The 12,555-nt window shown below is 68.9% G+C and carries 11 protein-coding genes; 8 read left to right on the forward strand and 3 right to left on the reverse strand.

Annotation, left to right across the window (positions count from 1 at the left end; all coding sequences use genetic code 11):
- Positions 1–27: 27 nt before the first annotated feature.
- Positions 28–1,086 carry a cation:dicarboxylate symporter family transporter gene (locus tag QE363_RS06895; protein ID WP_309693520.1) on the forward strand — a complete coding sequence of 353 codons (1,059 nt, stop codon included), beginning with the start codon at positions 28–30 and terminating at the stop codon, positions 1,084–1,086.
- Here QE363_RS06895 and QE363_RS06900 read toward each other — a convergent pair.
- Positions 994–1,932 carry a LysR family transcriptional regulator gene (locus QE363_RS06900; RefSeq protein WP_309693523.1) on the reverse strand — a complete coding sequence of 313 codons (939 nt, stop codon included), beginning with the start codon at positions 1,930–1,932 and terminating at the stop codon, positions 994–996. The genes QE363_RS06895 and QE363_RS06900 overlap by 93 nt on opposite strands.
- 64 nt (positions 1,933–1,996) lie before the next feature.
- Positions 1,997–3,058: an SDR family oxidoreductase gene (locus QE363_RS06905; RefSeq protein WP_309693526.1), complete on the reverse strand. Its 1,062-nt coding sequence runs from the start codon at positions 3,056–3,058 to the stop codon at positions 1,997–1,999.
- A gap of 92 nt (positions 3,059–3,150) precedes the next feature.
- On the opposite strand from QE363_RS06905, the gene QE363_RS06910 reads away from it, so the two are divergent.
- Together QE363_RS06910 and QE363_RS06915 are read left to right on the forward strand one after the other, a co-directional pair.
- Positions 3,151–3,531, forward strand: a complete 381-nt coding sequence (locus tag QE363_RS06910) for a helix-turn-helix domain-containing protein (RefSeq protein WP_309693527.1) — start codon at positions 3,151–3,153, stop codon at positions 3,529–3,531.
- Between the two features lie 186 nt (positions 3,532–3,717).
- A complete protein-coding gene (locus QE363_RS06915; RefSeq protein WP_309693529.1) occupies positions 3,718–6,054 on the forward strand; it encodes an EAL domain-containing protein in 2,337 nt (778 codons plus the stop codon).
- A 6-nt stretch (positions 6,055–6,060) separates the two neighbouring features.
- On the opposite strand, the gene QE363_RS06920 is transcribed toward QE363_RS06915, so the two are convergent.
- Complete coding sequence (locus QE363_RS06920; RefSeq protein ID WP_309693532.1) at positions 6,061–6,993, reverse strand: LysR family transcriptional regulator; 933 nt, start codon at positions 6,991–6,993, stop codon at positions 6,061–6,063.
- Positions 6,994–7,058: 65 nt separating this feature from the next.
- On the opposite strand from QE363_RS06920, the gene QE363_RS06925 reads away from it, so the two are divergent.
- The 5 genes from QE363_RS06925 to QE363_RS06945 all read left to right on the forward strand — a co-directional run bounded on the left by QE363_RS06925 (position 7,059) and on the right by QE363_RS06945 (position 12,524).
- Positions 7,059–7,844: a class III extradiol ring-cleavage dioxygenase gene (locus QE363_RS06925; protein ID WP_309693535.1), complete on the forward strand. Its 786-nt coding sequence runs from the start codon at positions 7,059–7,061 to the stop codon at positions 7,842–7,844.
- A 22-nt stretch (positions 7,845–7,866) separates the two neighbouring features.
- Positions 7,867–8,712, forward strand: a complete 846-nt coding sequence (locus QE363_RS06930; RefSeq protein WP_309693540.1) for an SDR family oxidoreductase — start codon at positions 7,867–7,869, stop codon at positions 8,710–8,712.
- A gap of 57 nt (positions 8,713–8,769) precedes the next feature.
- Positions 8,770–9,156 carry a DoxX family protein gene (locus QE363_RS06935; RefSeq protein WP_373424693.1) on the forward strand — a complete coding sequence of 129 codons (387 nt, stop codon included), beginning with the start codon at positions 8,770–8,772 and terminating at the stop codon, positions 9,154–9,156.
- Between the two features lie 72 nt (positions 9,157–9,228).
- Positions 9,229–10,698, forward strand: coding sequence for a PAS domain S-box protein (locus tag QE363_RS06940; protein ID WP_309693545.1), 1,470 nt, complete (start codon positions 9,229–9,231; stop codon positions 10,696–10,698).
- Between the two features lie 176 nt (positions 10,699–10,874).
- Entirely contained in the window at positions 10,875–12,524 is a 1,650-nt protein-coding gene (locus QE363_RS06945; RefSeq protein WP_309693548.1) for a hypothetical protein, read from the forward strand.
- The last annotated feature ends 31 nt before the right edge of the window (positions 12,525–12,555 follow it).

Below are 12,555 nucleotides of genomic sequence, written 5' to 3' on the forward strand. Positions count from 1 at the left end.
GCCGCCGCGCGCGACACCGGCGCGACGGTGTTGCGCAGCCTGATCGTCTTTCTGGGCATCACGGTCGCCGCGCTCGCCATCGGATTGGGCGTCGCGGCGCTGATGCAGCCGGGACGCGGCCTGCCGCTGCCGCCTTATGGCGAGGCGATGGCCGAGGTGGAGCGCCAGCTGGCCGGGCATCATATCACGGGGGCGGGGGATTTCCTGGTCCGCATCGTGCCCGACACGCTGTTTTCCGCCTTTACCGCCGGGGACGTCCTGCCGGTGCTGTTCGTCGCCGGGCTGGTCGGTTTCGGCTTGCTGCGCATCGGCGAGGCGGGCGCACCGATCGTCCGCGCGGTCGAGGCGCTGACCCGGCTGCAATTCGCGATCTTCGGCTTTCTGATCCGCGCCGCGCCGGTGGGGGCGTTCGGCGCGATCGCGTACACGGTCGGGACGTATGGCGTGGGCTTCATCGGCTCGCTGGGGCTGCTGGTCGCGACGCTGGCGCTGGCCTGCGCCCTGTTGATCGCCGGGCTGGCCGTGTTGCTATGGCTGACGACCGGCCTGGGCGGCGGCGCGTTGCTGCGGATGTTCCGCGACGAGATCCTGATCGTCCTCGGCACCTCCTCGACCGAGGTGGTGTTGCCGCGCCTGATCCAGAAGCTGGAGGCGCTGGGCTGCCCGCGCAGCGTGGCGGGCCTGACCGTGCCGCTGGGCTATTCGCTCAACCTGGCGGGGACGGCGGTCTATCTGGTCGTCGCCACGCTGTTCCTGGGCGAGGCGCTGGGGATCGCGCTGACCCCGACGCGGGTGGCGGTCTATCTGGGCATCATGCTGGTCACGTCGAAAGCGGCGGCGGGGGTGACGGGCAGCGGCTTTTCGGCCCTGCTCCTCACTTTGTCGCTGCTGCCCGATATTCCGGTCGGGGCGGCGGCCATGCTGATCGCGGTCGACCGCTTCCTGTCCGAACTCCGCGCGCTGACCAGCGCCACCGCCAATGTCTCGGCGTCCCTACTCGTCGCGCGCTGGGGCGGGGCGCGGCTGGGCCTGCCGGTTGGCCCAGGCGTCGGTGAGCAGCCCCATCAGCCGACCAGCGGCGGGTGACAGGGTGGCGGAGCCGCGCCGCAGCACGCCGATGGTGCGCGTCACCGTCGCCCCGCGCAACGGCCGCCACAACAGGTCGCGCGCATCCGGCCCCTCGCACGCCAGGCGGGGCAGGACCGAGGGACCCAGCCCCGCCTGCACCAGCGCCAGCGCCGAGGTGAGCCGCGTCACCTCATAGAACCAGCGCAGCTCGATCCCCGCGCGGGCCAGCCCGGCGTCGAGCGCGGTGCGGTTGCCGCTGCCCGGATGCACCGTGACCAGCCGCAGCCCGGCCAGGTCGCTCCACGCCGGATCGACCAGTTCGGCCAGCGGATCGTCGGCGCGACAGACCAGCCCATAAGGGTCGTCGGTCAGCGGCTCATAGGTCAGGTCGCTGTCCGCCGAGACGGGCAGGGTAATGGCGAACTCCGCCTCGCCGGTCCGCACCGCCTCGGCGCATTCGGTGGCGGTCAGGTCGAGCACGCGCACCCGCACATTGCGATAGTCGCGGCCCAGCGCCTCCAGCACGTCGGGCAGGAACCGCACCGTCGCACTGGGGATGCTGGCGACGGTCAGCCGCCCCGCCTGCCGCTCGCCCAGCGCCATCATGCCGAGCATCGATTCGTCCAGCTCGCCCAGAAGCCGACGGAGCAGCGGCACGATCTCCTGCCCCGCCGGGGTCAGGCGGACCGTCCGCGTGGTCCGCTCCAGCAAGGGGGTGCCGATGGTCGCCTCCAGCTTCTGGACCCGGCGGCTGATCGCGGGTTGCGACAGGTTCAGCTGGCGGGCGGCGTGCAGGAAGCTCCTGCCGTCCGCGATCGCCACGAACACCCTTATGTCCAGAAGCTCGAAATTCAGAGAGGCCATGGCCGACGATAGCAGGGGCGGCGGCGACTAAGCCAGTCGGCCCCCGCGCCCCCGCCGTCCCTCCTCACGGGATCAGCCGTTCGCGCCGCAGCTGGGCGAAGAGCGCGAAGAAGGCGTCGTCGGTCGGCTGATAATCGGTGAAGCCCAGCCGTCGGCTCTTGCTCATATCGGTCACCACCTCGATCGGGCGGCCGAGATCGGCATCGCTATGCCAGGGCGAGGCCAGCCGCCTTATGTCCGTCTCGACCAGCTTCTCGCGTTCGGCGATGTCGCGCCATGTCGGGGCGGAGTCGGCCATCTGCTGCTCCAGCGGCCGGACGGTGCCGTCGAACGGGGCGGCCTCGACCCCGAACCAGTCGGCGATGCGGCCCCACATCCATTGCCAGCGAAAGACGTCGCCGTTCACCACGTTGAACGCCTGGTCATGCGCCGCCTCGGTCTCGGTCGCCCAGAGCAGGTGGCGCGCCAGTTGCCCCGCATCGGTCATGTCGGTCAGCCCAGACCATTGCGCCGCCGATCCGGGAAAGACCATCGGCCGCCCCGCCTCGCGGCACAGCGTCGCATAGACGGCCAGCGTCGTGCCCATGTTCATCGCATTGCCGACCGCGCGCCCGATCACGGTGTGCGGCCGGTGGACGCTCCAGCTGAAGCCGTCGCGTGCGGCCGCCGCAAAGACCTCGTCCTCCTGGGCATAATAGAAATTCTCGACGTCGAGCCGACCCTGCTCCTCGCGAAACGGGGTCTGGGGCAGCGTACCCTTCCCATAGGCCTCGAACGGGCCGAGATAATGTTTCAGCCCGGTGACCAGCGCGACGTGGCGCGGGCCGGTCGGGCTGGGGAGGCCGGACAGAAGGTTGCGGACCATCGCCGCATTGACTCGGATATTCTCCGCCTCGCTGTCCTGGCGCAGCCATGTCGTGATGAACACCGCATCGGGGTTCACGTCGCGCAGCGCGGCGGCGGTCGCCTCCGCGTCCTGCAGGTCGGCCGCGACCGGCGCCACGCCCGGTTGCGCCACGGGACGCCGCGCCAGGCCATGGACCGTCCAGCCCCGTTCCACGAGCAGCGTCGCGGTCGCGCCGCCGACGATCCCGCTTGCGCCCACTACCAATGCCGTCTTCGTCATCCACGCCTCCTTGTCGCCGCCCCAGCTAGGCATGGCCTTGCGCGGCTTCCAGACGGCACCATCTGGGCCTCCAGGCACGGAAAGGTAACCATATGCAGCCCGGAACACCCGACGAGGAATGGCGCGAGGATTGCGCGCCCCGCCGCGTGCTGGAGCTGTTCGCTACCAAATGGACCAGCATGGTGCTTCACACGCTGCACGCGCGTCATGGCGGCGTCGCCCGCACCGGCGTGCTCCAGCGCAGCCTGCCGGGCATCTCGAAGAAGATGCTGACCCAGACGGTGCGCGACATGGAGGGGAGCGGCCTGATCAGCCGCCATGTGCGCAGCGCCATGCCGCCCGAGGTCGAATATCGCCTGACCAATCTCGGCCGACGCTTCGTCGAGCCGGTCGAACTCCTTTATGGCTGGGGGCGCGACAATGCCGATGCGCTGGACCAGCTGGCGCCGCGCCCGCATTCCCGCCGCGCCTAGACCATGGGGGACATGGGATCGCGGCACATCTCGCCTGACGGGGAGGGGCCTGCGTCGATCCAACGCAATATCGTGGTGACCCAGTCGGTTGGCAGGGTCGCATGTGCCGTTAACCAGGCATGTTAACCTCTAAATTTGTAGTCAAATTTAACATATGATTATATCGCGTCCGTCCTGGAGGGACCGATGCGCTTTCTGACCTGTCTGACGCATGACCATGATCTGCGACTGGTGTTGCTCGCCGCGATATTCTGCCTGACCGGCTCGGCGATCACGATAAGGCTTCTTCAGCGTCTGCGCGCCGCCGATCCCGGCACCCGGCTGGCCTGGACGTTCATGGGGGGCGTATCCACCGGCGCGACGATCTGGTGCACCCATTTCATCGCCATGATCGCCTATCAGCCGGGCGTGACGGTGGTCTACGACCCGTTGCTGACCGGAGTGTCGCTGCTGATCGCGATCGTCGGCAGCTCGATCGCGCTGGACGTGGCGGTGCGGCGCGGGGCGTTCGCGCCGACGCTGGGCGGTGCGCTGTTCGGACTGGCGGTCACCGCCATGCACTATACCGGCATGATGGCCTTCGCCGCCCGCGGGCTGGTGTCGTGGTCGAGCGCCTATGTGGCGGCCTCGGTCCTGTTCTCGGTCCTGTTCGGCGCGCTGGCGTTCGGCCGCGCGCTATCGACGGGCAAGCGGGACACGCTGTGGCCTGCGACCACGCTGATGGTGACGAGCATCGTCCTGCTCCACTTCACCGGCATGGCGGCGCTCGCGATCGTCCCGGTCGAACCGGGGCTGGGCCAGCCCGACAGCCAGGGCGCGACGATGATCATGGCCTGGGCGGTCGCGGTGGTGGGGATGCTGGTGCTCGGCACCGGCTTTGCCACCTATGTCCTCGACATATCGGCCCGTGTCGCCTCGCAGCGTCGGCTGGAACAGGTGATGGAGGGCAGCGTCGATGCCATGATCGTCGAGAGCGACGGCGTCATCATCGAGGCGAACCACGCATTCGCCGATCTGCTGGGCATCGACGGCGGCGAGGTGCCGGGCCAGTCGCTCGGCCGCTGGGTCTCGGACATCGCATCGATCCAGCCGGGCGTGCTGACCCAGCGCAATATCGAGGCCGCCGACGGCTCCGCCATACCGATCGAGATCGCCTTGCGGGTCGACCGGGACCATGGCAGCTCGTACATGATCTATGCGCTTCGCGACGTGCGCCAGCGGCTGGCGCAGGAGCGGCGGATCGCGCATCTGGCGCGCAACGACGGCCTGACCGGCCTGCCCAACCGCGCCTCGTTCCTGGAATGGTCGCATCGTCAGACCGCGGCCGACGGACCGGGACGCCGCCTGGCGCTGCTGTCGATCGATCTCGACCGGTTCAAGGACGTCAACGACACGCACGGCCATGCGGCGGGCGACCATCTGCTGACCACCATCGGGGCGCGGATGAAGCAGATGGCGCGCCCCGGCGAGTTCCTGGCCCGGCTGGGCGGGGACGAGTTCGTGGCGCTGACCGCCATCGAGGACCATGAGGATGCGATCGACCTGATCGACCGCCTGCGCGGCGCCATCACCCGGCCGGTCGACTATGACCGCTCGTCGCTGAGCTGCGGCATGAGCGTGGGCGTCGCGCTGTGGCCGCAAGATGCCGAAGAGATATCGGCGCTGATCAACAATGCCGATCTGGCCATGTACCGCGCCAAGTCGAGCATCGCGACCGACTTCTGCTTTTACGAAGAGGATATGGATCAGGCGGTCCGGGCCCGTCGCCGCATCGCCACCGAGCTGCGCGACGCGCTGGACCAGGAACAATTCGCGATCCACTGGCAGGTCCAGGCCTCGGTCGAGACGGGCGAGACCACCGGCTATGAGGCGCTGCTGCGCTGGACCAAGCCCGACGGCACCAGCGTGTCGCCGTTCGAGTTCATCGCGATCGCCGAGCAGACCGGGCTGATCCTGCCGATCGGCGAATGGGTCCTGCGGCGCGCCTGCCGGGAGGCGGCGGCCTGGCCGGTCCCCTGGAAGATCGCGGTGAACCTGTCGCCGGTCCAGCTCGGCCATGTCGACCTGCCCCGGCTGGTCCATCATATCCTGATCGAAACCGGTATGTCGCCCGCGCGGCTGGAACTGGAGATCACCGAGTCCGCGATGATCGCCGACCCCGAGCGGACCACGCATGTCCTGCGCCAGTTGAAGGCGCTCGGCGTGTCGATCGCGATGGACGATTTCGGCACCGGCTATTCGTCGCTGTCGACGCTGCGGTCCTTCCCCTTCGACAAGATCAAGCTCGACCGCTCGTTCATGAGCGAACTCGACTTCGCCCCGCAATCGGCGGCGATCATCCGCGCGGTGCTGGCGCTGGGCGAAAGCCTGTCGATCCCGATCCTGGCCGAAGGCGTGGAAACCGCCTCGCAGCTCGACTTCCTCCGGGCCGAGGGATGCAACGAAGCGCAGGGCTATCTGCTGGGCCGTCCCGGACTGATCGTCACGGACGGACGGGTGGAGGCCGCCGGACACGCCGCCTAGCGCGGATCACCAGTCCTGCGCCATGCCGGGTATGCGCTCGACCAGGAAGTCGATCCAGGCGCGGACGCGCGCGGACAGGCGGCGGCGGCTGTGCGTCACCGAATGGACCGCGCCCAGCGCCATGTAATCGGCATCGAGCGTCACCTCGACCAGCTCGCCCCGCCGGATCGCGTCGGCAGCGATGAAGCGGGGGCCATAGACCAGTCCCTGTCCCGCGATCGCCGCGCGGACCAGCGCCTCGCCGTTATTGGCGTGCAGCGATCCCCGGACCGGCACCAGGCGGCTGCCGTCGCGGCCAAAGCCCCACATCGTCGCGCCCGGCTGGGACATCAGGGTATAGCCCAGGCAGTCATGGTCGCGCAGATCGTCCAGCGTGCGCGGCAGGCCCCGTTCGGCCAGATAGGCCGGGGCGGCGCAGATGGCGAGGCGGACGGGCGCCAGGCGGCGCGCGACCAGCGCGCTGTCGCTCAGCCGACCGATGCGGATCGCCATGTCCCACCGCTCCTCCAGCAGGTCGACATAGCGGTCGTCCAGCCCCAGCTCGATCGTGACGCCGGGATGGCGACGATGGAATTCGGCGGCCAGCCCGGCGACATGCATCACGCCGAAGGTCGCGGGCGCGCTGACGCGGAGCAGCCCCTCGACCGCGCGCGACTGGGCCGAGGCATCGGCATCGGCTTCGGCGATTTCGGCCAGCACCCGCTCGGCGCGGTCGAGATAGGCCGCCCCCGCATCGGTCAGCGCCAGCCGCCGCGTCGAACGCTGGACCAGCAGGGTGCCGAGCCGCGCCTCCAGCGCGTCGAGATGCCGTGCCGCCATGGTCGGCGACATGCCCATCGCCCGCCCGGCGGCGGACAGTCCGCCCAGCCGGATCGCGCGGACGAACACCTCCATCCCGGTCAGCCGATCCGCCATTTGATACTCCTGGTTGAAGGTCATTCTATCAGAACGCCGATTATCACGGATGCGGGGCCATTCCATATCGGTCGGCGAAAGGATGTCCCATGCGCCAACCCAGCCTCTTCATTCCCCATGGCGGCGGTCCCTGTTTCTTCATGGACGACCCGCGCGGCATCTGGACCGGGATGGGCGCGTTCCTGCGGGCTTTGCCGGGCACGCTGGCGGAGCGGCCGCGCGCGGTGCTGGTCGTGTCGGGGCATTGGGAGACGGACGGCTTCGCCTTCACCGGCGCCGAGCGGCCCGCGCTGATCTATGACTATTATGGCTTCCCGGCGCACACCTATGCGCTGCGCTACGACGCGCCGGGGGCTCCGGCGGTGGCGGCACGCGCTGCCACGCTGCTGCGCGAGGCGGGGCTGGTCGCCTCGGTCGATCCGAGCCGTGGTCTCGATCACGGCGTCTTCGTGCCGATGAAGGTGGCGTGGCCCGAGGCGGAGATTCCCGTCGTCGTGATGTCGGTCGATCGCGGGCTCGACCCCGAACGGCATGTCGCGGCGGGCCGGGCGCTGGCGGCCTTGCGCGACGAGGGCGTGCTGATCCTGGCGTCGGGCATGAGCTTTCACAATCTGCGCCTGTTCGGCAGCCCGCGCGCCGCCGAGCCGAGCGCCGCCTTCGACGCCTGGCTGACCCATACGGCGACGCAAACCGGCGCGGCGCGGGCCGAGGCGCTGATCCGCTGGGAAACCGCCCCGGCCGCGCGGCTGGCCCATCCCCAGGCCGAGCATCTCCTGCCGCTGATGGTCGCCGCCGGGGCGGCCGAGGGCGCGGGCGAGCGCATCTATTCGGAGACGGTCGCGGGTGCGGCCATCTCCGCCTTCCGATTCCATTGATCACGCACAAGGAGCGAATGTCATGACCATTGCCGTTACCGGCGCCACCGGCCAGCTCGGCCGCCTCGTCATCCGCCACCTGAAGGCGATGGGCGCCGCCGAGCCGATCGTCGCGCTCGCCCGCTCGCCCGACAAGGCTGCCGATCTGGGCGTGGAGGTGCGGGCCTTCGACTATGCGCAGGCCGACCGGCTTGCCCCGGCAATCGCCGGGGTCGACACGCTGCTGCTGATCTCGTCGAGCGAGGTGGGGCAGCGGGTGGCGCAGCATCGCGCCGTGATCGCGGCGGCGGTCCAGGCCGGGGTGGGGCGGATCGTCTATACCAGCCTGCTCCACGCCGACCGCTCGCCGCTCGACCTGGCGGCCGAGCATCTGGCGACCGAGGCCGCGCTGGCCGAGGCGGGCATCCCCGCGACGATCCTGCGCAACGGCTGGTATAGCGAGAATTACACAGGCTCGCTCCCCGGCGCGCTAGCGGCCGGGGCGCTGATCGGCAGCGCGGGCGACGCGAAGATATCCTCCGCCGCGCGTGCCGATTATGCCGAGGCGGCGGCCATCGTGCTGACCGATGCAGCGTATGCAGGCCGGACCTATGAACTGGCGGGCGACACTGCCTGGACCCTGCCGGACCTGGCGGCGGAACTCTCGCACCAGACCGGCCGGGATATCGCGTACCGGGACATGCCCGCCGCCGACTATGCCGCCGCGCTGACCGGCTTCGGACTGCCCGAAGGACTGGCGCACGCGATCGCGGGATGGGATGTCGCCGCCTCGCAAGGCGCGCTGTTCGATGACGGGCGCCAGCTGTCGCGCCTGATCGGCCGCCCGACCACCCCGCTGGCCGAGACGGTGAAAGCCGCCATCGCCTGACCCTCCCTGCCGGGGCGCCGTGTACAGGCGCTCCGGCCCTATATGAAAGATTGCGCCATGTCCGTCTGGGCTCCCCGCATCCTCAGCCTTCTGCGCATCGTCGCCGCGCTGCTCTTCATGGAGCATGGGGTGATGAAGCTGTTCCATTTTCCGATCCCCCAGCCCGGCGTGCCCGATCCGCTGCCGACCCTGCTCGTCGTCGCGGCGGTGCTTGAGATCGGGCTCGGTATCCTGCTGACCCTCGGCCTGTTCACGCGGATCGCGGCCTTCATCGCCTCGGGCGAGATGGCGGTCGCCTATTTCACCGCGCATCTACCCTCCAGCATCTGGCCCGGCGTCAATGGCGGCAGCGAGGCGATCCTCTATTGCTTCGTCTTCTTCTACCTGGCCTTTGTCGGCGGCGGCGCGTGGAGCATCGATGCCCGCCGCCGCCAGCCGTCATAGCGGGGGACGCCATTTCCCCTTTTGGCGCGGACAGGGCATGATGGCGGGGATATGCCAGATCGCGAGGGACCGATGCCCCAGCCCATGCCCAGATTGCAGGTGAGCCCCGAACTGCTCCAGGCGACCATGGACGCCTCGACCGACATGATCCAGGTGTTCGAGGCGATCCGTGACGAAGCGGGGCGGATCGTCGATTTCCGCTGGGTGCTCAACAACCATACCTCGGAAAGCAAATATGGCGAGGTGCGGGGCGAGAGCCTGCTCGAGCGCAATCCGGGCGTCGTGCAGGAGGGCATCTTCGACACCTTCTGCCGGGTCACCGAAACCGGCGTGGCCGAACAGGACGAACGCTATTACGCGCATGAGCAGTTTGACGGCTGGTTCTTCCAGACGGTGGTGAAACTGGGCGACGGCATCGCCACCACGACCCGCGACATCACCGAATGGAAACGCTCGCAGGCGGAGATCGTGCGGCTTCGCGAGGAGGTCGTGCAGATCAAGCTGGCCGAAACCGAGGGACAGCTCGCCGCGATCTTCGCCACCGCGCCGGTCGGGCTGTCGGTCATCACCTCGGACGGGTGTTTCGTCCGCGTGAACGAGGAATTGTGCCGGATATTGGGCCGACCGCGCGAGGACGTGCTGGCGCTGAACGTCGCCAAGGTCACCCATCCCGACTATCTCGCGCCCAGCCTGAAGGCGATTGCCAACGCGGCCGAAACCGGGATGCCGAGCAGCCTCGACAAACGCTATTGCCGCCCCGACGGAACGGAAGTGTGGGCGAGCAGTATCATATCGCTGCTGCCCGACAGCGGCGGGCACGGGAATCGCTTCCTCGTCGTCACCACCGACCTGACCGAGCGGCGACGGGCCGACCAGGAACTGCGCAAGAGCGAGGCGCTGCAACGCGTGCTGATCGCCGAGTTGCAGCATCGGACCAGCAACCTGATGGGGATCGTCCGATCCATCGCGGACCACAGCACGCGCACCAGCCGCGACTTGCCCGAATTCCGCGCCCATTTCGATGATCGGCTGGCGGCGCTGTCGCGGGTGCAGGCGATGCTGTCGCGACTGGGGGAGCATGACCGCGTCGCGTTCGACGACCTGATCCGCACCGAGCTGATGGCGATGGACGGCGGCGCCGATCGCGTCACGCTGGAGGGCCCGGCGGGTGTGCGGCTCCGCTCCTCGACCGTGCACACGCTGGCCATGGCGCTGCACGAACTGGCGACCAATGCCGTCAAATATGGCGCGCTGCGTCAGTCGGGCGGCCATTTGGCGATCCGCTGGGCGCTGCGCCCCGGCGGCACCGAGGGCAAGCCGTGGCTGCATATCGACTGGCGCGAAAGCGGGGTCGACATGGCGCCGGCGGGCACCTGGCCCGGCAGGGGGCAGGGCCGCGAGCTGATCGAACGCGCGCTGCCCTATCAGCTGGGCGCCAGGACCACCTATGAGCTGGGGGCCGAAGGGGTCCATTGCACCATCGCCATTCCCGTCTCCAGCACGCTCGATGTCGAGGAGTCGCTGGGGGCGGACGCCGTCTGACCGGCTGTCACATCACCGACGCGGATATGTCATAAAAGTTTCTTTGAAACTGCATCTTGGCGTCATCTGCCGCGCCTAACGCCCGTGTCATGATCGATGGGGGGACGTGTCCCGGATCGGTCGGCGGGCGGCTCTTCGCCCGATAGAGCAATGACAAGATCGGGAGTGTTTCGGCGATGGCGAGCATCAAGCGGTTCGGCCTTCTTCTCATGACGAGCGCGGCCTGCGCCTCGCTGGCCGCGTGCGGCGGCGCGGACAGCGTGGCGTCGCCGGGCGCGGGCAGCGTGGTGATCGTGCAGCCCACCCCGACGCCGAGCGCCTCGCCGACCCCGACGCCCACCGCCAACATCACCGCCGCGCAATTCGCCGCCGTGACGGCGGTCAACGGCGTCTCGGTCACCGCCGACGAACAGCTTGCGATCGTCAATGCGGGCAGCAACAACAACGTCAACGGCACCGGGGCGACGCTGAACGGCATCTATCCCGCCAGCAGCACCTCGCTGACCACCGCCGCCGATCCGTCGATCATCAACGGCTTCTTCACCTCGACCAATTATGTCGGCGCGCTCAACGGCCCGTCCGACACCGCCTTCCAGGGCTGGACCTGCAGCTCGACCTCGGCGGAGTTCGGCGGCTCGGGCGCGCGGTGTACGGCGGTGCCGTCGATCGGCACCTATGCCGCCGCCACCTCGGTCTGCCCGACCGGCACGATCGATGACGGCACCAACAGTTCGTCCTCGCCCAGCCTGCGCTTCTGCCGCCTGCCGCAGACCATCTCCGCCGACCTGTCGCTGCCCAAGATCGCGGGCGTCGTCTATCGCCTGCGCGGCCAGACCGAGGTCGGCAGCGACCTGGGTTCCAGCGGTGGTTCGGGCGTGACGCTGACCATCGCGCCCGGCGTCGTGATCGCGGCGGACTCGACCGAGGCGACCAACGACCTGCTGCTGGTCAATCGCGGCTCGAAGATTTCGGCGGTCGGCACCCGCGACGCGCCGATCATCTTCACCTCGCAGCAGAATCTGGTCAGCAACGGCGTGTCCGACGCGACCCAGGGGCAGTGGGGCGGCATCATCCTGCTTGGCCGCGCGCCGACCGCGGTCTGCGTGTCGGGCACCGGCCCGAACAACGCCTCCGGTTCGTCGACCACCTGCCAACTGGCGATCGAGGGCGTGACCGGCCGCTTCTATGGCGGTGCGAACCAGGCCGACTCGTCGGGCCAGATGTCCTATGTCCAGATCCGCTATTCGGGCATCGCCATCTCGGACGGCAACGAGCTTCAGGGGCTGACGCTGGGCGGCACCGGCTCGGGCACGGTGCTGGACCATATCCAGAGCCACAATTCGGCCGATGACGGGATCGAGATCTTCGGCGGCACGTCGAACCTGAAATATATCGCGATCACCGGCGCGGACGATGACGGCTTCGACATCGACAATGGCTATCGCGGCTTCATGCAGTTCCTGATCGCGGCGCAGCGCACGATCGGCGCGACCGCCGACAGCTTCTCGACCGAGATCGACTCGAACAACGCCGAGGAACTGCTGCCGCGCACCTTCGGCCGCTATGCCAACTTCACCTTCCTCCAGACCGCGCTCGCGCCCGCCGCGATCCGTCTGCGCGGCGGGGCCGATATGACCTTCATCAACGGCATCGTGAAGTCGACCAATTCCGGCGTCGCCTGCGTCAACATCGTGGCCGGTGCGGGTTCGGGTTCGGACCGCACGACGATCCGCGCCGCCGGTGTCGGCCCGACCGACAATGGCGGCCCGCAGGAAGCCGGTCCGCCCGTCTTCACCTCGGTCTATTTCAGCTGCAACGGCCGCTAAGGCCCCGCTGACCATGCGCCCAGGGCTCGAC

Source organism: Sphingomonas sp. SORGH_AS_0870, from assembly GCF_031453175.1.
Classification (GTDB): domain Bacteria; phylum Pseudomonadota; class Alphaproteobacteria; order Sphingomonadales; family Sphingomonadaceae; genus Sphingomonas.

What these genes read in the sequence shown, in the direction of transcription:
- QE363_RS06900 (WP_309693523.1), bottom strand. Translation starts at nt 1,932, where the DNA reads ATGGCCTCTCTGAATTTCGAGCTTCTGGACATAAGGGTGTTCGTGGCG.
- QE363_RS06905 (WP_309693526.1), bottom strand. Translation starts at nt 3,058, where the DNA reads ATGACGAAGACGGCATTGGTAGTGGGCGCAAGCGGGATCGTCGGCGGC.
- QE363_RS06910 (WP_309693527.1), top strand. Translation starts at nt 3,151, where the DNA reads ATGCAGCCCGGAACACCCGACGAGGAATGGCGCGAGGATTGCGCGCCC.
- QE363_RS06915 (WP_309693529.1), top strand. Translation starts at nt 3,718, where the DNA reads ATGCGCTTTCTGACCTGTCTGACGCATGACCATGATCTGCGACTGGTG.
- QE363_RS06920 (WP_309693532.1), bottom strand. Translation starts at nt 6,993, where the DNA reads ATGACCTTCAACCAGGAGTATCAAATGGCGGATCGGCTGACCGGGATG.
- QE363_RS06925 (WP_309693535.1), top strand. Translation starts at nt 7,059, where the DNA reads ATGCGCCAACCCAGCCTCTTCATTCCCCATGGCGGCGGTCCCTGTTTC.
- QE363_RS06930 (WP_309693540.1), top strand. Translation starts at nt 7,867, where the DNA reads ATGACCATTGCCGTTACCGGCGCCACCGGCCAGCTCGGCCGCCTCGTC.
- QE363_RS06935 (WP_373424693.1), top strand. Translation starts at nt 8,770, where the DNA reads ATGTCCGTCTGGGCTCCCCGCATCCTCAGCCTTCTGCGCATCGTCGCC.
- QE363_RS06940 (WP_309693545.1), top strand. Translation starts at nt 9,229, where the DNA reads ATGCCCCAGCCCATGCCCAGATTGCAGGTGAGCCCCGAACTGCTCCAG.
- QE363_RS06945 (WP_309693548.1), top strand. Translation starts at nt 10,875, where the DNA reads ATGGCGAGCATCAAGCGGTTCGGCCTTCTTCTCATGACGAGCGCGGCC.